This window comes from Pseudomonas granadensis (assembly GCF_900105485.1).
Lineage (GTDB): Bacteria > Pseudomonadota > Gammaproteobacteria > Pseudomonadales > Pseudomonadaceae > Aquipseudomonas > Aquipseudomonas granadensis.
The window spans coordinates 5,435,983-5,452,737 of the sequence record NZ_LT629778.1 but is presented as its reverse complement, the minus strand read 5'-3'; the positions used below and the strand labels follow the sequence as shown (position 1 = coordinate 5,452,737).

The following is a 16,755-nucleotide window of genomic DNA, read 5'->3' as shown; positions in this document are numbered from 1 at the left end:
CAGTTCACACGGGGTGTTGCGGATTTTTGAAAACGGACGCTCTGGATCGCGGTTTTCAGGCCGGTGTTGCGACGATGCACAAGCGAAGGGGGTATCGGGGATACCCTGACAGGATATAAGGAAACCTCCTACAACAAACAAAGAACACTTCGTCTTGTTGTTTAATCAGATGCTTGCTAGTGGCCATCATTGTGATTACGATGCGCCCACTTGAAAGAGCACATCTCAATTGGATGAGTCGCTGAACTGCTCTTCGATACTGTCCCGCGTGGCTGACACTCTAATCGCCCGCACGACTGTAATCCTTAATAAAGGCCATGGATGTCCTACTCAAGCAAACTTTCCGCCCATTACCTCGAACTCGCAAAAGTCTCTGTTTCAAAAGAGAATTTCGCGGGCGAAGACGTTCGTTTCTCGAGCGAATTCGAGGCGCTGGAAAGTGAGCTGGCCAAAGCCTCGTCGATGCACGAAAGCGGGCAGATCGACTGGCTGAAAATCCGCGAAAACAGCGAAAACCTGCTGCGTACCCAATCCAAGGATTTGCGTGTCGGCGCCTGGCTGACCTGGTCGTTGTACCAGCGTGAATCCTTCCCCGGTCTGCTGGCCGGCCTCGGTCTGCTGCACCATTTGTCGGAAAACAACTGGGCCGACGTCCACCCGCTGAAACCGCGCACCCGTGCCGCCGCGATTGGCTGGCTGGTGCCGCGTCTTGAGCAGGTGATTACCGAAAACATTGCGATCAAAGAGCAGTTGCCGATGTTCCGGCAGCTCTCCGAGCACCTGTCCGGTCTCGAGGCCGCCTGCACTGAACATCTGGGCGATGACGCGCCGTTGCTGCTGCCGATCTCCCGTCGCCTGAAAACCATGATCCAGCGCGCTGCCGACAATCAGCCGGCCCCCGGCGTGGTGGGCGCGGCAGTGGCGCAGGTCAAGCAGGCCGCGACCCAGTTGCTTACTCCCGGCGCACCGATCGACAACGAACGCGATGCGCACAAGGCCCTGCGTGCCCAGCAGGAAAGCGCCCGGCCGTTGTGCGCCTGGTGGCTGAAACAGAAAGCCACCGACCTGCGCGCCCTGCGCCTCAATCGCACCTTGCTGTGGATGACCATCGACGCGGTACCCGAGCGCAACGCCGAGCAGATCACCGTGTTGCGCGGCCTGCCGCTGGAAAAACTCAAGCTCTATCAGGACCGTTTCGATCAGGGCAAATACGCCGACCTGCTGGTGGAACTGGAGGCGAGCCTGGCGAAGGCGCCGTTCTGGTTCGATGGCCAGAGGATGGTCTGGGAATGTCTCCAGAACCTCAACGCCGAATTGGCCATGCGCGAAGTGGAAATCCACTTCGCGCTTTTGGTTCAGCGCCTGCCCGGCATTGTCGAGTTGCGCTTCCATGACGGCGCGCCGTTTGCCGATCCGTCTACCCGGGCGTGGATCGCCGCCAACGTCATGCCGCACCTGCAGAGCGCCAGTGCGCCGCGCAAGGTCGAGAGCGAAAACGTCGAAACCCAGCCCGCCTGGGAGAAAGCGCTCGAGGACGTCCTGCCGCTGCTGCGCAAGGAAGGCCTCAAGCCGGCCGTGCAGATTCTCAAGCAGGGTCTGCAGTCGGCTCACGGCGGGCGCGAACGGTTTTTCTGGCAGTTCGCCCTCGCGCGGCTGTGCTTCATGGCCAAGAAATACGAACTGGCCAAGAACCAGCTCGAAACCCTCGATCAGACATTACAGGACTCAGGCCTGCACGCCTGGGAGCCCGATCTTGCATTGGAAGTGCTGCACCTGCTGCACAGTTGCTGCGAGTTGTTGCCGCAGAACCATGCCGTACGTGAACGCAAGGAAGAGATTTATCGCAGGCTGTGCCACCTCGACCTCGAAGTGGTACTCGAATAGGCCCCAGGGCCACAACCGCAAGGAGAAAAGCCATGGCCAAAGAAGGCTCGGTAGCCCCCAAGGAACGCATCAACGTCACCTTCAAACCCGCCACCGGCGGTGCTCAGGAAGAGATTGAACTGCCGCTGAAACTGCTGGCAATCGGTGACTACACCCACCGCAAGGACGATCGCAAAATCGAAGATCGCAAGCCGATCAGCATCGACAAGATGACCTTCGATGAAGTGTTGGCCAAGCAAGAACTGGGTCTGACGCTGAGCGTGCCGAACCGTCTGCAGGAAGATGGCGAGGCCGACGAGCTGGCTGTGCAACTGCGCGTCAATTCGATGAAGGACTTCAACCCGGCCAGCCTGGTCGAGCAAGTGCCTGAGCTGAAAAAACTGATGGAACTGCGCGATGCGCTGGTGGCCCTCAAAGGCCCGCTGGGTAACGCGCCTGCGTTCCGTAAAGCGATCGAAGGCGTGCTCGCCGACGACGAATCCCGTGGTCGCGTACTCGGTGAGCTGGGCCTGAACGCCGCAGCCCCGGACGCCTGAGACTCTTGCCAAGGAAGCCAACACAATGAGCACTAGCGCAGCACAAGAGAAGAGCGCCGCCAGCGGCGAATACAGCATTCTCGACAGCATCATCGCCGAAACCCGTCTGACTCCGGACGACGAAGCCTACGATATCGCCAAGCGTGGCGTGTCGGCGTTCATCGAAGAACTGCTCAAGCCGCATAACAACGGTGAGCCGGTCAAGAAGGCCATGGTCGACCGCATGATCGCCGAGATCGATGCCAAGCTCAGCCGTCAGATGGACGAAATCCTGCACCACCCGGACTTCCAGGCGCTGGAATCGTCGTGGCGTGGCCTGCAGTTGCTGGTCGACCGCACCAACTTCCGCGAAAACATCAAGATCGAAATCCTCAACGTCTCCAAAGAAGACCTGCTGGACGATTTCGAAGATTCGCCGGAAGTCATGCAGTCGGGCCTGTACAAGCACATCTACACCGCTGAATACGGCCAGTTCGGTGGTCAGCCTGTGGGCGCGATCATCGCCAACTACTACATGTCGCCGAGCTCGCCAGACGTCAAGCTGATGCAGTACGTGGCCAGCGTTTCGTGCATGTCTCACGCGCCGTTCATCGCTGCCGCCGGCCCGAAATTCTTCGGCCTGGAAAGCTTCACCGGCCTGCCGGATCTGAAAGATCTGAAAGACCACTTCGAAGGCCCGCAATTCGCCAAATGGCAGAGCTTCCGTACTTCGGAAGACTCCCGCTACGTTGGCCTGACCGTGCCGCGTTTCCTGCTGCGCAACCCGTACGATCCGGAAGAAAACCCGGTCAAATCGTTCGTCTACAAGGAAACCGTTGCCAACAGCCACGAGCACTACCTGTGGGGCAACACCGCGTACGCGTTCGGCACCAAGCTGACCGACAGCTTCGCCAAATTCCGCTGGTGCCCGAACATCATCGGCCCGCAGAGCGGTGGCGCGGTTGAAGACCTGCCGTTGCACCACTTCGAAAGCATGGGCGAAATCGAAACCAAGATCCCTACCGAGGTTCTGGTATCCGACCGTCGTGAATACGAACTGGCCGAGGAAGGCTTCATTTCCCTGACCATGCGCAAAGGCTCCGACAACGCGGCGTTCTTCTCCGCAAGCTCGGTGCAGAAGCCGAAGTTCTTCGGCATCAGCGCAGAAGGCAAGGCGGCAGAGCTGAACTACAAGCTCGGCACCCAACTGCCGTACATGATGATCGTCAACCGCCTGGCTCACTACTTGAAAGTGCTGCAGCGCGAGCAACTCGGTTCGTGGAAAGAGCGCACCGACCTCGAGCTGGAACTGAACAAGTGGATCCGTCAGTACGTTGCCGACCAGGAAAACCCGAGCGCCGAAGTGCGTGGCCGTCGTCCGCTGCGCGCTGCGCAAGTGATCGTCAGCGACGTTGAAGGCGAGCCGGGCTGGTACCGCGTGAGCTTGAACGTGCGTCCGCACTTCAAGTACATGGGTGCCGATTTCACCCTGTCGCTGGTTGGCAAGCTGGACAAAGAGTAAGAGCGACTCATGGACGGATACGGCAGCCTGTTCGAACGCCTCAACGGCGACGCACAACTACGCAATGGCAAGAGCCTCGAGGTTTCTGCCATGGCGTCGGTGGCTGCCCATCTGGCCAAAATGCTCAGCACCCGGGCCGGCAGCGTGCAAACGCTGGCCGACTACGGGTTGCCCGATCTCAATGACATGCGCCTGAGCCTGCACGACTCGCTGAGTCAGGCCCGCCTGGCCATCGAAAGCTTCATCGAAGCCTACGAACCGCGCCTGAGCAACGTGCGTGTCATTTCCCTGCCGCGTGACCACGATCAGCTTCGCCTGGCCTTCAGTATCGAAGGCCTGCTGGAAGTTGAAGGGTTCAAGCGTCAGGTCAGTTTTTCCGCGCGCCTGGATGGCAGCGGTCAAGTCAAGGTCACCTAAGGAGATCCCCGATGTCTGGCAAACCCGCAGCACGCGTATCCGACCCCACCGCTTGCCCGCTCCCCGGCCACGGCACGAACCCGATCGCCGCCGGTTCCGGCGACGTGTTCTTCGACGGCCTCGCGGCCGCCCGCCAAGGCGATGCGTCGGCGTGTGGTGGTGCGATGTCCGGCGGCTTGGCGACCACTGTGTTGATCAACGGCAAACCTGCCGCGACGGTTGATTCCGTGGGGACCCATGGCAACAAGGTCACGGCTGGATCCGGGACGGTGATTATTGGCAATTCGCATACGCCAGCGCCGTTTGTGCCGCCGTTGCCTTTGAACATTTTTGGCTTTGACGTTCGGGTTCAATTGATGGATCAAGCATCTGGAACGCCACTCAAAAATGTCTCGTACATCGCCACGCTTGAAGATGGCACAGAGGTTCACGGCAAGACCGATGAGTCGGGATTTTCGCAAGCGCTTGGGAAAAAAGCTCAGTCACAAAATGTCCAGATTTCGGTGAAACCGAACTGGCTGCTGAAGGGGGAGTGAGATGCCGCAAGCCGTTCAGGTGGCAACTGTCGCCACCACACCTGCCGCAGACGTTTCACCGATTCAGGTTTACTTGACAGCGGACAATGACTTTCTCATTCCGTTGGTTTTCCCCCAATTCGAGATCCATATAATGGATGACTATAAGGACACTTGGTTTGGTCAAAAAATCAAAATCGAGTTTCCCAAAGCACCTTTCCTTGGTCATGCGGGTGTTTTGCTGATCAATGGCAAGACAGGTGTTTCTAAATATTATGAATACGGCCGATATAAAGGACCTGGTCCGGCCGGGCGGGTACAAAAAGGCAATATTCCGGATGTAAAAATCGTAGCCGGGCATATTACCGAATCGTCATTAAAGAAAACTCTCAGACAAATTTCGATAGCGCACGGCCAGTCAGGAAATATAAAAGGTGTCGTGCTCAGAGGAGATGTCTACGCAAACGCTTTGGCATGGTTGGACGCAAAGTTTGCTGAAAATAATGACAAAGCACGGAAGGCCTACGACTTAGGGAACCATAACTGCGTGACTTTTGCTGCGGAGTTGGCGGAGAGTGTTGGTTTTTCTGCCCCTTTCCGTTCTCGTACAGTAGCTCCAACTTTGTACATGACACAATTTCAGCTGTCTGAAATTGACCTTGACTACTATTTCGCTGACGACAAATTGGAAATAGATGAATGAGGGCTTTCAAAATTTTAGTCGTTTCGCTCACTGTTGTTTTTTTTCTCGTCATAGTAGCGATGTTCACTCTTGTTGAGCGCGATAACGGAAAGGGCCCCGTTTTGAATAATCACCCAAAAGCTTTTTGGAGCGGCGCTGAAGATGGTGGTTCTTTCTTCGAAATTACCAAGTCGAACCCACCACACTATTACGTTGAAATACGCCACGAAAGCGGAGATATCTGGTCCAAAGGATGGGTGACGCATGTCAAAAAGGATGGGCGCCAGCTCTCTAACGAGGATTTCATGGGGTACGACGGGGGTGACGATGTTTACTTGCAGGACGAAACCGCACTGAAGTTGAGCTCGGAATTGGGGAAGTAATATGATGGCTTTCGCACTTCATAATTCGAAAAAAAGGGCTGCTCCTAATGTTTTTTTGAATAAGTTAAGTATGAGTTTGGCTGCATTATTATTTGGTTTTGTTATCGCTGGTGCGCTTGTTGTGACTGGGATCTTGAGTCGTGCGGCTGATGTGTTAATAAGGAGTCCGTCCGGACAGTATTTAATAGAGTCTGTTCCTGCCAGCTCGCTTTTGACTCCGAGAGACTCGGTTTACTTGCGTTTTACGGATTTGAATGACCTTGGTCATGTTTATCGTACTCCTTTGTTTTCTGATGTTTCGCTGGATATGACCGCTGATGAAAGTGATGATGCTGTCGGTGTTGTTTTTATCAGGCTGGATAAGAAAAGCAAGGTATTCACGCTGGCGCTATCTAATCCAAGAAAACATTGGCTGGACCTATTTATCAGTAACACCCCGTATGAGGTGATTCCCAATTGAAGTTCCTGAAGCTTAATTGGACAAGTCACGGTAATTACTTTGACGCGAATTAGTACTGATAAATGAACGGTGGCTTGCGGCCGGTACGGAATATTTAATTCAAATTATGATCAGGCAATCACTCCATGTCCTTTAACCACTACTACCAAAGCGAACTCACCGCACTGCGCCAGCTCGGTCGCCGTTTCGCCGAGCGTAGTCCGGCGCTGGCGCCGTATCTGGGGCAGGCCGGGCGGGATCCGGATGTGGAGCGGTTGCTGGAAGGCTTTGCGTTTCTCACTGGGCGTCTGCGCCAGAAGCTCGATGACGAGCTGCCGGAGCTCAGCCATTCGTTGATGCAATTGCTGTGGCCGAACTACATGCGTCCGCTGCCGGCGTTCAGCATTTTGCAGTTCGATCCGCTCAAGCGTTCCGGGCCGGCATTGCGCGTCGAGCGCGATACGCCGATCGAAAGCAAGCCGATCGAAGACGTGCGTTGCCGCTTCCGTACTTGCTACCCGACTGACGTGCTGCCGCTGGATCTGGCCGCGCTGAATTACTCGGTGAAGGGCGACGGCTCGCTGCTCAGCCTGCGTCTGGAAATGAGCGCCGACGGCCACCTTGGTGAGCTGGAGCTGAGCAAACTGCGTCTGCATTTTGCCGGTGAGCGCTACATCAGCCAGATGCTGTACCTGAGCCTGCTGCGCAACCTCGACGGCATCGAACTGATCCCGCTCGACGGCGCCGGCAAGCCGATCGATGGTGTCAGCGGCAAGCCGATGGCGTTCAAGATTCCCGGCGACCGCGTGAAACCGGTGGGCTTTGCCGAAGAAGAAGCGTTGATCCCGTATCCGCTGAACACCTTTCGTGGCTATCGCTACCTGCAGGAATACTTCGCCTTCCAGGACAAATTCCTTTTCGTCGACGTCCACGGTCTGGACATCCTCAAGGCGCTGCCGGAAGACACGCTCAAGCAGATGCGCGGCCTCGAAATGCGTTTTGATATTCGCAAGAGCGGCATCATGCGCATGCGTCCGACGCTGGATAACGTCAAGTTGTTCTGCACGCCGATTGCCAACCTGTTTGCCCACGATGCACTGCCGATCCGCCTCGACGGCAAGCAGGACGAATACCTGCTGCTGCCGGCGGAATACGATCTGGAAAACTGCGGTGTGTTCTCCGTCGAAACCGTGACCGGCTGGAAGCCCGGCGGCCTCGGTTACCAGGAGTACGTGCCGTTCGAATCGTTCGAGCACGACCCGAGTTTCGACGTGCCCAACAGCCGCCCGCATTACAGCATCCGCCAGCGTTCGTCCTTGCTGCACGACGGCCTCGACACCTACCTGAGTTTCGGCATCCGCCACACCGAAGCCCACGAAACCCTGTCGATCGAGCTGATGTGCACCAACCAGAACCTGCCGAAAAAGCTCAAGCTCGGCGACATCTGCATGGCCTGCGAAGAGACGCCGGAGTTCTTGAGTTTCCGCAACATCACCCCGGCCACCCCGAGTTTTGCGCCGCCGCTGAACCGTGACTTCCTGTGGAAGCTGATCAGCAACATGTCGCTTAACTATCTGTCGCTGGCCGACGTCAATGCGTTGAAGGTGATTCTCGAAACCTACGACTTGCCGCGCTACTACGACCAGCACGCAGAAAAGGTCAGCAAACGCCTGCTCGGCGGCCTCAAGCACATCAAACATCACCACGTCGACCGCTTGCATCGCGGCCTGCCGGTGCGCGGCTTGCGCACCGAACTGACCATCGACCCGGAAGGCTATATCGGCGAAGGCGACCTGTTCGTCTTCGCTTCGGTTCTCAACGAGTTTTTCGCGCTTTACGCCAGTCTCAATTCATTCCATGAGCTGCGGGTAAAAAGCACACAGGGAGAGGTGTACCAATGGACACCACGTATGGGCCTGCAGCCCCTGCTTTAAGCGGGCTGACCAAGGTAATACGCGAGTACTCGCTGTTTCAGGCCGTGCTGCTGGTGATCGACCGGCTGCGCGAGGCCCACCCGCACCTGAGCGAAGACGATCTGTACGATCAGGTCGAGTTTCAGGCCAACCCGAGCCTGGGCTTTCCGCGCAGCGACGTCGATCGCGTCGAGTTTTTCGAAGAGCACGGCAAGATGCGCGCACGCATGCGCTTCAACCTGATCGGACTGGTCGGCTCCGGTTCGCCGCTGCCGGCGTTCTACGGCGAGCAGGCGCTGGGCGACAGCGAGGACGGCAACCCGACACGCAACTTCCTTGACCTGTTCCACCATCGCCTGCAACGGCTGATGCTGCCGATCTGGCGCAAGTACCGCTACCGCGCAAGCTTCCAGAGCGGCGCGGTCGATCCGTTCTCGGCGCAACTGTTCGCGCTGATCGGCCTGGGCGGCGACGAGATCCGCAAGGCCAAGGAACTCAACTGGAAACGCCTGCTGCCGTACCTCGGCCTGCTCAGTCTGCGGGCGCACTCGGCGGCGCTGATCGAAGCCGTGCTGCGTTACTACTTCAAGCACGAAGACCTGGTCATCGAGCAATGCATCGAGCGCCGCGTGGAAATTCTCGACGAGCAGCGCAATCGTTTGGGGCGCGCCAACAGCCTGCTCGGCGAAGACCTGGTGCTCGGCGAACACGTGCGCGATCGCAGCGGCAAATTCCGCATTCACATCACCGAACTCGACTGGCAGCGCTTCCACGAATTCCTGCCGATCGGTTTCGGTTACCAGCCGCTCTGCGCGCTGGTGCGGTTCACCCTGCGTGACCCGCTCGATTACGACATTCGCCTGGTCCTGCGCCAGGAAGAAATCCGCGAACTGCGCATCGGTGAACAGAACGCCTGTCGCCTCGGCTGGACCAGCTGGCTGGGCCGCGAGAAAGCGGACGGCGTGGTGACCTTGGGCAGCAAAATTCATTAAGGACGTGAGCCATGATCAACGTAGACCTGCAACAACTCATCCAGGCGCTGGACGCCGAAACCCGTCGTGATCTGGAGCGTTCGGCCGAGCGTTGCGTGGCCCGGGGCGGCAGCAAGATTCTCGTCGAAGACCTGCTGCTGGGCTTGCTGGAACGTCAGAACGGCTTGTTGTCGCGCGCCTTGCAGGATGCCGACGTCGATGCCGGTGAGCTGAGCGCCGCGCTGCAATCGCGGGTCGAGCACAGCGCTTCGCGCAACCCGGTGTTCGCTCCGGAACTGGTGCAGTGGCTGCAAGACGCACTGCTGGTGGCCAACCTTGAACTGGGCCAGACCCAGGTCGAAGATGCCGCACTGATTCTGGCTTTGCTGCGCAACCCGATGCGCTACGCGGGCAGCCGTTATCAGCCGCTGCTCGCCAAGCTGAACATCGATCGCCTGAAGGAATTTGCCCTGTCGCAACAGGAACAACCGGCGACCAATGGCAAACCTGCCGCACAAGGCGAATCGCTGTTGCAGCGTTTCACGCACAACCTGACCCAGCAGGCCCGCGACGGCAAACTCGACCCGGTGCTGTGCCGTGACGGCGCGATCCGCCAGATGGTCGACATCCTTGCCCGTCGCCGCAAGAACAACCCGATCGTGGTCGGTGAGGCCGGTGTCGGTAAAACCGCCATCGTTGAAGGTCTGGCCTCGCGCATCGCCGCCGGTGAAGTGCCGCAGGTACTCAAAGGCGTTGAATTGCTCTCGCTGGACATGGGCCTGTTGCAGGCCGGCGCCAGCGTCAAAGGCGAATTCGAACGTCGTCTGAAAGGCGTGATCGACGAAGTCAAAGCCTCGCCGAAGCCGATCATTCTGTTCATCGACGAAGCCCACACGCTGATCGGCGCGGGCGGCAATGCCGGCGGCTCCGACGCGGCCAACCTGCTGAAACCGGCGCTGGCCCGTGGCGAATTGCGCACCATCGCCGCGACCACCTGGGCCGAGTACAAGAAATACTTCGAGAAAGACCCGGCACTGGCCCGTCGTTTCCAGCCCGTGCAATTGCACGAACCGACCGTCAGCGAAGCAGTGACCATTCTGCGTGGTCTGGCTCAGGTCTACGAGAAGAGCCACGGCATCTACCTGCGTGATGACGCGGTGGTTTCTGCGGCCGAATTGTCCGCGCGCTATCTGGCCGGTCGGCAACTGCCGGACAAAGCCGTCGACGTGCTCGACACCGCTTGCGCCCGCGTGCGCATCAGCCTCGCCGCCGCCCCGGAAAGCCTTGAGCGCCTGCGTGGCGAACTGGCTGAAGGTGGCCGTCAGCGTCAGGCCCTGCGTCGCGATGCCGAGGCCGGTCTGCTGATCGACCACGAAGCGCTGGAGGCACTGGAAGCGCGTCTGGGCGAAGCCGAAAGCGAGATGGTTGCGCTGGAGACCCTGTGGACCGAGCAGAAAGAGTTGGCCGAGCGCCTGCTGGAGCTGCGTCAGCAACTGGCCAAGGCCCGCGAAGCCGCCGCTGTCGAGCCGACTGTCAGCGTCGAAGAAGACGCTGAAGGCACGGTGATCGAAACCCACGCCGCCGAAGTCGAAGAAGGCCAAAGCGTCGAAGCGCTGGAAGCGCAGCTGCACGAAACCCACACGGCGTTGACTGCTGCGCAGGTCAAAGAGCGTCTGGTCAGCTTCGAAGTGTGCCCGCGTCTGGTTGCCGAAGTGATCAGCGCCTGGACCGGCGTGCCGCTGGCGCAACTGGCCCGCGAACACAACGCCAAGGTCGCCAGTTTCGCCACCGACCTGCGCACGCGCATTCGTGGTCAGGAACAAGCCGTGCACGCGCTGGATCGCTCGATGCGCGCCACTGCTGCCGGTCTGAACAAGCCTGACGCACCGGTCGGCGTGTTTTTGCTGGTCGGCCCGAGCGGCGTCGGCAAAACCGAAACCGCGCTGGCCCTTGCTGACCTGCTGTATGGCGGCGACCGTTTCATCACCACCATCAACATGTCCGAATTCCAGGAGAAGCACACCGTCTCGCGCCTGATCGGCGCGCCACCGGGCTATGTCGGCTACGGCGAGGGCGGCATGCTCACGGAAGCGGTGCGGCAGAAACCGTATTCGGTGGTGCTGCTCGATGAAGTCGAAAAGGCTGACCCGGACGTGCTCAACCTGTTCTACCAGATCTTCGACAAAGGCGTGGCCAACGACGGCGAAGGGCGTGAGATCGATTTCCGCAACACGCTGATCCTGATGACTTCGAACCTGGGCAGCGACAAGATCAGCGACCTCTGCGAAAACGGTGCGCGGCCAACCGCCGAAGTCCTCGAAGAAACCATTCGCCCGGTGCTCAGCAAACACTTCAAACCGGCGCTGCTGGCGCGGATGAAAGTGGTGCCGTACTACCCGGTCGGCGGCCCGGTGCTGCGCGAGCTGATCGAGATCAAACTCGGTCGTCTGGGCGAGCGCCTGAATCGTCGTCAGCTGGATTTCACTTGGTGCCAGAACCTCGTCGATCACCTGTCCGAGCGCTGCACGCAAAGCGAAAGCGGCGCGCGCCTCATCGACCATCTGCTCGACCAGCACGTATTGCCGCTGGTGGCCGACCGTCTGCTCGATGCGATGGCCACGGGTGAAAGCCTCAAGCGCGTGCACGCCACGCTCGACGGCGACGCCAGCGTGACGTGCGAGTTCGCCTGAGGTGGGTGTGATGTTCACTCGAGTGCCGCAGCCACTGGTCTACGCCGAAGCGTTGCTGGCGCAGTTCGCCAGTCTGTCGCGGGCGGCGGACGGTGCTGCGCTGCTGGGTGACTTCGTGCGCGGGCTGGCCGAGCTGAGCGGTTGCGAACTGACGCAGCTGTACCTGCTCGACGCCACCCACACTTGCCTGGGGATGAACGCCGAATGCCTCGACGGGGCGCTGCAACCGCGCCAGGCGGCGAGCCTGCCGGCCGATTACAACGGTGAACAACTGCTGCAATTCGCGTTGTGCCAGAACCGCGTGGTATGCCTCGACGATTTGAGCGGCAGCTTGCACGAGACCAGTTTTCTGCCCGCGACGGCCAGCGCCTGGCAGTCGTTGCTGTGCGTGCCGCTGGTCAACAGCCACAAAGCGGTCGAAGGCTTGTTGCTCTGCGCCAGCCGTCGCCGCACCGACTTGCAGGGCTTTGCCGATTCCCTCGGTCAGCTCGGTTCGTTCGTGCTCGGCCAGTTGCATTTGCTGCAACGCCTGCGTCAGCCATCGGCGGAATCGGCCACGGCGGTGCGCAGCGTGCCGAGCATCAGCGGCTACGGTCTGATCGGCAAAAGCGCGGCGATGCGCCAGACCCATTCGCTGATCAGCAAGGTTCTGCACAGCCCGTACACCGTGTTGCTGCGCGGCGAAACCGGCACCGGCAAGGAAGTGGTTGCGCGGGCGATTCACGATTGTGGTCCGCGCCGTTCTCAGGCGTTCATCGTGCAGAATTGCGCGGCGGTGCCTGAAAACCTCCTTGAAAGCGAGCTGTTCGGCTATCGCAAGGGCGCTTTCACCGGTGCCGATCGCGACCGCGCCGGTCTGTTCGATGCGGCCAATGGCGGCACGCTGCTGCTCGACGAGATCGGCGACATGCCGCTGTCGTTGCAGGCGAAGATTCTGCGCGTGTTGCAGGAAGGCGAGATTCGTCCGCTGGGTTCGAACGACACGCACAAGATCGACGTGCGCATCATCGCTGCGACGCACCGCGATCTGGCGGCGCTGGTCGGCGAAGGCAAGTTCCGCGAAGACCTGTATTACCGCCTCGCGCAATTTCCGATCGAGTTGCCGGCCCTGCGGCAGCGCGAGGGCGACATCCTCGAACTGGCGCAACACTTTGCCGAAAAAACCTGTGCCTACCTGCAGCGTGATCCGGTGCGCTGGTCGAGCGCGGCGCTGGAGCACCTGTCGGGTTACACCTTCCCCGGTAACGTGCGCGAACTCAAAGCGCTGGTCGAACGTGCCGTGCTGCTGTGCGAAGGCGGCGAACTGCTCGCCGAACATTTTGCCCTGCGCATGGAGCCGATCCTCGAGGACAACAGCCACTTGAATCTGCGTGAACGTCTGGAGCAGGTCGAGCGCACTTTGTTACTCGATTGCCTGCGCAAGAACGACGGCAACCAGACTCTCGCCGCCCGCGAACTGGGGCTGCCACGGCGCACGCTGCTGTATCGGCTCGGTCGTCTGAACATCAATCTGGGGGATTTCGATGGCTAGGCAAAAACGCATCGATCTGTCCCGAAAAACCCATTTCAGCGCCGCCCGCAAGGGTCGGCGCTTTGTGCTTTGTCTACACCTGGAGACCCTCTGATGTCTGTTCGTCACTGGCACGCTGTCCTGCTGACCCTCGTCGTTCTATGCGGCCTTGGCGGCTGTAGCGGCAATTACAAATTCAACGACAACGACTATCGCCCGTTGGGTGATCCGCAAGCGGTCAATCGCGGCAAGTGACCGCAAGGAGCATCAAACATGGAATTGGTTTTCGAAATGCTGAACACCAAGCAGTTCGTGCCCACCGAATTGTGCCAGCGGACCTTCAAACAGGCCGGCGGCGTGATCGGGCGGGGCGAGGACTGCGACTGGATCATCCCTGACCGCAAGCGTCACCTGTCCAATCACCACGCGATTGTCAGCTACCGCGATGGCTCGTTTTTCCTGACCGACACCAGCAGCAACGGTGTCCAGGACGGCAGCAGCCACGCGCGCCTGCACAAGGGCGAGCCGGTGCGCATCGAGCACGGCAGCACCTACATTCTTGGCGACTTCGAGATCCGCGCGCGGCTGGTGCGCGACCCGGCGACCTTCGACGGTGAAGTCGGCCGTCCGCGCGCTGCCGGCAGCATCATTCCGGATGACGCGTTCCTCGACCTCGATCCGCTCAATGCGCTTGAACAGCAAGAGCGCGTGTACTCGGAAATCGACGAGCTGCTGGCGCCCACGGCCAAACCGGAGGATTCGCGTCAGCGTGCCGACTACGCGCGCATCGACATGGAAAGCCTGCTGGTGCCGGAGCTGATCGCCGCGCCGGTCGAACCCGAGCCCGCTCCGGCCCCGAAAGCCGTCGAGCGTCAGAGCGACGGATTCTGGGAGCATTTCGGCGCTGCGCTGGGTGTCGACGTCAAAGACCTCAGCCACGACGAACGCGAAGCCATGGCGATCAATGCGGCGCGCCTGCTGCGCCAGAGCATCGGCGGTCTGCAGCAGAGCCTGCGCACCCGCTCGGAGCTGAAAAACGAACTGCGTCTGGCTCAGACCACCGTGCAGGGCACCAACAAGAACCCGCTGAAATTCGCCGTTGACCCGAGCGAAGCGCTGGAGATTCTGTTGCAGCCGAGCAAACCCGGGCATCTGCCGGCCGAACAGGCGATCTCCCGTGCGTTCCGTGACTTGCAGGCGCATCAAGTGGCCTTGCTCACCGCCAGCCGCGCCGCTGTGCGCGGCACGCTCGAGCATTTCTCGCCGGAGCAGTTGACCCTGCGTTTCGAGCGCGACAACAAGCCGCTGATCGCCACGTCGGGCGGGCGCTGGAGAGCGTTCGGCCGTTATCACCAGGCGCTGCGTCAGGACGATGACTGGAGCGAGCGTCTGCTGGCCCGCGACTTTGCTCAGGCCTACGAAGAACAGATCCGCCTGATTTCCACCCTTCACACCGACCACCAAGGATGATGCGCATGTCTCGCCGCTCGACCGCTTTTTTCCAGACGCTGACTGCGCTCACCCTGCTGGTGCTGCTCGCCGGTTGCTCGTCGCTGTCGCCGTACTCGAAAGTGACCAAGATCAACCTGAAACTCACCGGCAGCGATCAGCTCAACCCGGACCTCAACGGGCGGCCGTCGCCGATCGTCGTGCGCCTGTTCGAACTCAAGCACCCGGTAACTTTCGAGAACGCTGATTTCTTCAGCCTCTACGAACGCGCCAAGGAAGCCCTCAACCCGGATCTGGTCGCCAGCGAAGAACTCGAACTGCGCCCGGGTGAAACCGTGGAGATGAAGCTCAAGGTGGAAGAGGGCAGCCTTTATGTTGGCGTTCTCGCCGCTTACCGCGACTTGCCGGACACCCAATGGCGCCACACGGTTCAGATCACGCCGCTGGAAGTCACCGAAGTCGATCTGACGCTGGACCAGACCGGCATCCGTAACACCCATCAAGTGCTCGCCAAGGCGGATGACTGAACATGAATACCCATAAAGTCATTTGGCAGGAAGGCATGCTGCTGCGTCCGCAGCACTTCCAGCACAACGATCGCTATTACGATCACCAGATGAAAACCCGCACGCAATTGCTCGGTGGCTACACCTGGGGTTTTCTCAATCTGGAAATCGACTTGCAGTTCCTCAACATGGGCAAACTGGTGATCAGTGAAGCGTCGGGGATCCTGCCGGACGGCAGCCTGTTCGAGCTCGGCGGCAACACCGAACCGCTGGCGCTCGACGTGCCGCCGAACACCGGCAACACGCCGATCTATCTGGCGTTGCCGCTGGTCACCGGCAACCACATCGAGGCCCGCCGCCCGGAGCAATCCGACGTGCTCGCGCGCTACACCGCGTACGACGCCGAAGTTGCCGACTCCAACGCTGGCGACGATTCGGCCAGTCAGGTCAGCTGCGGTCGCCCGGACTTCAAACTGTTGCTCGGCGAGCAGCAGAGCGATCAGGCCTACGTGAAGCTGAAGATCTGCGACGTGCTCGACACCACGCCCGACGGCGTGATCAGCCTCGATCCGGACTTCGTGCCGACCTACATTCAGGCCCACGCGTCGAGCTACCTGCTGTCGTGCCTGAAAGAAGTCATCAGCATGCTCAGCCACCGCGGCGACACCATTGCCGAGCGGATTCGCTCCAACGGCAAGGTCGGCGGCGCGGAGGTCGGTGACTTCATGATGCTGCAACTGATCAACCGCACCGAACTGCTGCTGCGTCACTATCTGGGGCTGGAGCAGGTCCATCCGGAAGAGTTGTACCGCACGCTGCTGACCATGCTCGGCGATCTGGCGACCTTCTCCGGCGAGAGCAAACGCCCGCGTCTGGACAGCCGCTATTCCCACGCCGATCAGGGCGCGAGCTTCCGCAAACTGATGGAAGCGATTCGTCAGGTGCTGTCGATGGTGCTCGAACAGCACGCCATCGAACTGATCCTGCAAGCGCGTCAGTACGGCATCATCGTTTCGCCGTTGCACGACCACAAACTGCTCGGCTCGGCGTCGTTCGTGCTGGCGGCCAGTGCCGACTGCGACTCCGAAGAACTGCGCCAGCGTCTGCCGGCGCACCTCAAGGTCGGCCCGGTGGAGCGCATTCGCCAACTGGTCAACCTGCACCTGCCGGGCATCAAGGTCAAACCGTTGCCGGTGGCCCCGCGGCAGATCGCGTTCCATTCCAACAAAACCTATTTCATTCTCGAACTCAGTTCCGAAGACCTGGCACAACTCGAGCGCTCCGGCGGTTTCGCGTTCCACGTGTCCGGCGAATTCGCCAATCTTGAACTGAAATTCTGGGCCATCAGGAACTGACCGA

16 protein-coding genes are annotated in these 16,755 nt (G+C 59.9%); all 16 read left to right on the top strand.

Translation table 11 applies throughout. The annotated features are described in order from the left end of the window. Nucleotides 1-321: 321 nt before the first annotated feature. The gene (gene tssA, locus BLU52_RS24385) at nucleotides 322-1,884 is read left to right on the top strand and encodes a type VI secretion system protein TssA (RefSeq protein WP_090287613.1); all 1,563 of its coding nucleotides are present in this window, start codon (nucleotides 322-324) and stop codon (nucleotides 1,882-1,884) included. Between the two features lie 32 nt (nucleotides 1,885-1,916). Beyond that, entirely contained in the window at nucleotides 1,917-2,420 is a 504-nt protein-coding gene (tssB, locus tag BLU52_RS24380) for a type VI secretion system contractile sheath small subunit (RefSeq protein ID WP_003229587.1), read from the top strand. A gap of 25 nt (nucleotides 2,421-2,445) precedes the next feature. After that, nucleotides 2,446-3,921, top strand: a complete 1,476-nt coding sequence (gene tssC / locus BLU52_RS24375) for a type VI secretion system contractile sheath large subunit (RefSeq protein ID WP_090287611.1) — start codon at nucleotides 2,446-2,448, stop codon at nucleotides 3,919-3,921. A gap of 9 nt (nucleotides 3,922-3,930) precedes the next feature. Beyond that, complete coding sequence (tssE, locus tag BLU52_RS24370; protein WP_090287609.1) at nucleotides 3,931-4,338, top strand: type VI secretion system baseplate subunit TssE; 408 nt, start codon at nucleotides 3,931-3,933, stop codon at nucleotides 4,336-4,338. An 11-nt stretch (nucleotides 4,339-4,349) separates the two neighbouring features. Beyond that, nucleotides 4,350-4,874, top strand: coding sequence for a PAAR domain-containing protein (locus BLU52_RS24365; protein WP_090287606.1), 525 nt, complete (start codon nucleotides 4,350-4,352; stop codon nucleotides 4,872-4,874). Nucleotide 4,875: 1 nt separating this feature from the next. Further along, on the top strand, nucleotides 4,876-5,556 hold the full coding sequence (locus BLU52_RS24360) for a DUF6695 family protein (protein ID WP_090287603.1): 681 nt from the start codon (nucleotides 4,876-4,878) through the stop codon (nucleotides 5,554-5,556). After that, nucleotides 5,553-5,918 (top strand): hypothetical protein, encoded by a 366-nt coding sequence (locus BLU52_RS24355; protein WP_090287601.1) that lies wholly within the window; start codon nucleotides 5,553-5,555, stop codon nucleotides 5,916-5,918. The genes BLU52_RS24360 and BLU52_RS24355 overlap by 4 nt, the downstream gene beginning before the upstream one ends. Before the next feature lie 4 nt (nucleotides 5,919-5,922). Beyond that, nucleotides 5,923-6,378 (top strand): hypothetical protein, encoded by a 456-nt coding sequence (locus BLU52_RS24350; RefSeq protein WP_157720721.1) that lies wholly within the window; start codon nucleotides 5,923-5,925, stop codon nucleotides 6,376-6,378. Between the two features lie 125 nt (nucleotides 6,379-6,503). Then, nucleotides 6,504-8,291, top strand: a complete 1,788-nt coding sequence (tssF, locus tag BLU52_RS24345; protein ID WP_090287597.1) for a type VI secretion system baseplate subunit TssF — start codon at nucleotides 6,504-6,506, stop codon at nucleotides 8,289-8,291. After that, on the top strand, nucleotides 8,255-9,262 hold the full coding sequence (tssG, locus tag BLU52_RS24340) for a type VI secretion system baseplate subunit TssG (protein ID WP_090287595.1): 1,008 nt from the start codon (nucleotides 8,255-8,257) through the stop codon (nucleotides 9,260-9,262). Before tssF ends, tssG begins: the two co-directional genes overlap by 37 nt. An 11-nt stretch (nucleotides 9,263-9,273) precedes the next feature. Further along, nucleotides 9,274-11,931 (top strand): type VI secretion system ATPase TssH, encoded by a 2,658-nt coding sequence (tssH, locus tag BLU52_RS24335; protein WP_090287592.1) that lies wholly within the window; start codon nucleotides 9,274-9,276, stop codon nucleotides 11,929-11,931. A gap of 10 nt (nucleotides 11,932-11,941) precedes the next feature. After that, a complete protein-coding gene (locus tag BLU52_RS24330; RefSeq protein WP_090287590.1) occupies nucleotides 11,942-13,462 on the top strand; it encodes a sigma-54 interaction domain-containing protein in 1,521 nt (506 codons plus the stop codon). A gap of 93 nt (nucleotides 13,463-13,555) precedes the next feature. After that, complete coding sequence (locus BLU52_RS24325; protein WP_003229566.1) at nucleotides 13,556-13,696, top strand: hypothetical protein; 141 nt, start codon at nucleotides 13,556-13,558, stop codon at nucleotides 13,694-13,696. A gap of 18 nt (nucleotides 13,697-13,714) precedes the next feature. Next, on the top strand, nucleotides 13,715-14,911 hold the full coding sequence (gene tagH, locus BLU52_RS24320) for a type VI secretion system-associated FHA domain protein TagH (protein ID WP_090287588.1): 1,197 nt from the start codon (nucleotides 13,715-13,717) through the stop codon (nucleotides 14,909-14,911). A 5-nt stretch (nucleotides 14,912-14,916) separates the two neighbouring features. Then, nucleotides 14,917-15,417 carry a type VI secretion system lipoprotein TssJ gene (tssJ, locus tag BLU52_RS24315; RefSeq protein WP_090287584.1) on the top strand — a complete coding sequence of 167 codons (501 nt, stop codon included), beginning with the start codon at nucleotides 14,917-14,919 and terminating at the stop codon, nucleotides 15,415-15,417. 2 nt (nucleotides 15,418-15,419) lie between these two features. Next, nucleotides 15,420-16,751, top strand: a complete 1,332-nt coding sequence (gene tssK / locus BLU52_RS24310) for a type VI secretion system baseplate subunit TssK (protein WP_090287582.1) — start codon at nucleotides 15,420-15,422, stop codon at nucleotides 16,749-16,751. Nucleotides 16,752-16,755: the final 4 nt, after the last annotated feature.

What these genes read in the sequence shown, in the direction of transcription:
- tssA (WP_090287613.1), top strand. Translation starts at nt 322, where the DNA reads ATGTCCTACTCAAGCAAACTTTCCGCCCATTACCTCGAACTCGCAAAA.
- tssB (WP_003229587.1), top strand. Translation starts at nt 1,917, where the DNA reads ATGGCCAAAGAAGGCTCGGTAGCCCCCAAGGAACGCATCAACGTCACC.
- tssC (WP_090287611.1), top strand. Translation starts at nt 2,446, where the DNA reads ATGAGCACTAGCGCAGCACAAGAGAAGAGCGCCGCCAGCGGCGAATAC.
- tssE (WP_090287609.1), top strand. Translation starts at nt 3,931, where the DNA reads ATGGACGGATACGGCAGCCTGTTCGAACGCCTCAACGGCGACGCACAA.
- BLU52_RS24365 (WP_090287606.1), top strand. Translation starts at nt 4,350, where the DNA reads ATGTCTGGCAAACCCGCAGCACGCGTATCCGACCCCACCGCTTGCCCG.
- BLU52_RS24360 (WP_090287603.1), top strand. Translation starts at nt 4,876, where the DNA reads ATGCCGCAAGCCGTTCAGGTGGCAACTGTCGCCACCACACCTGCCGCA.
- BLU52_RS24355 (WP_090287601.1), top strand. Translation starts at nt 5,553, where the DNA reads ATGAGGGCTTTCAAAATTTTAGTCGTTTCGCTCACTGTTGTTTTTTTT.
- BLU52_RS24350 (WP_157720721.1), top strand. Translation starts at nt 5,923, where the DNA reads ATGGCTTTCGCACTTCATAATTCGAAAAAAAGGGCTGCTCCTAATGTT.
- tssF (WP_090287597.1), top strand. Translation starts at nt 6,504, where the DNA reads ATGTCCTTTAACCACTACTACCAAAGCGAACTCACCGCACTGCGCCAG.
- tssG (WP_090287595.1), top strand. Translation starts at nt 8,255, where the DNA reads ATGGACACCACGTATGGGCCTGCAGCCCCTGCTTTAAGCGGGCTGACC.
- tssH (WP_090287592.1), top strand. Translation starts at nt 9,274, where the DNA reads ATGATCAACGTAGACCTGCAACAACTCATCCAGGCGCTGGACGCCGAA.
- BLU52_RS24330 (WP_090287590.1), top strand. Translation starts at nt 11,942, where the DNA reads ATGTTCACTCGAGTGCCGCAGCCACTGGTCTACGCCGAAGCGTTGCTG.
- BLU52_RS24325 (WP_003229566.1), top strand. Translation starts at nt 13,556, where the DNA reads ATGTCTGTTCGTCACTGGCACGCTGTCCTGCTGACCCTCGTCGTTCTA.
- tagH (WP_090287588.1), top strand. Translation starts at nt 13,715, where the DNA reads ATGGAATTGGTTTTCGAAATGCTGAACACCAAGCAGTTCGTGCCCACC.
- tssJ (WP_090287584.1), top strand. Translation starts at nt 14,917, where the DNA reads ATGTCTCGCCGCTCGACCGCTTTTTTCCAGACGCTGACTGCGCTCACC.
- tssK (WP_090287582.1), top strand. Translation starts at nt 15,420, where the DNA reads ATGAATACCCATAAAGTCATTTGGCAGGAAGGCATGCTGCTGCGTCCG.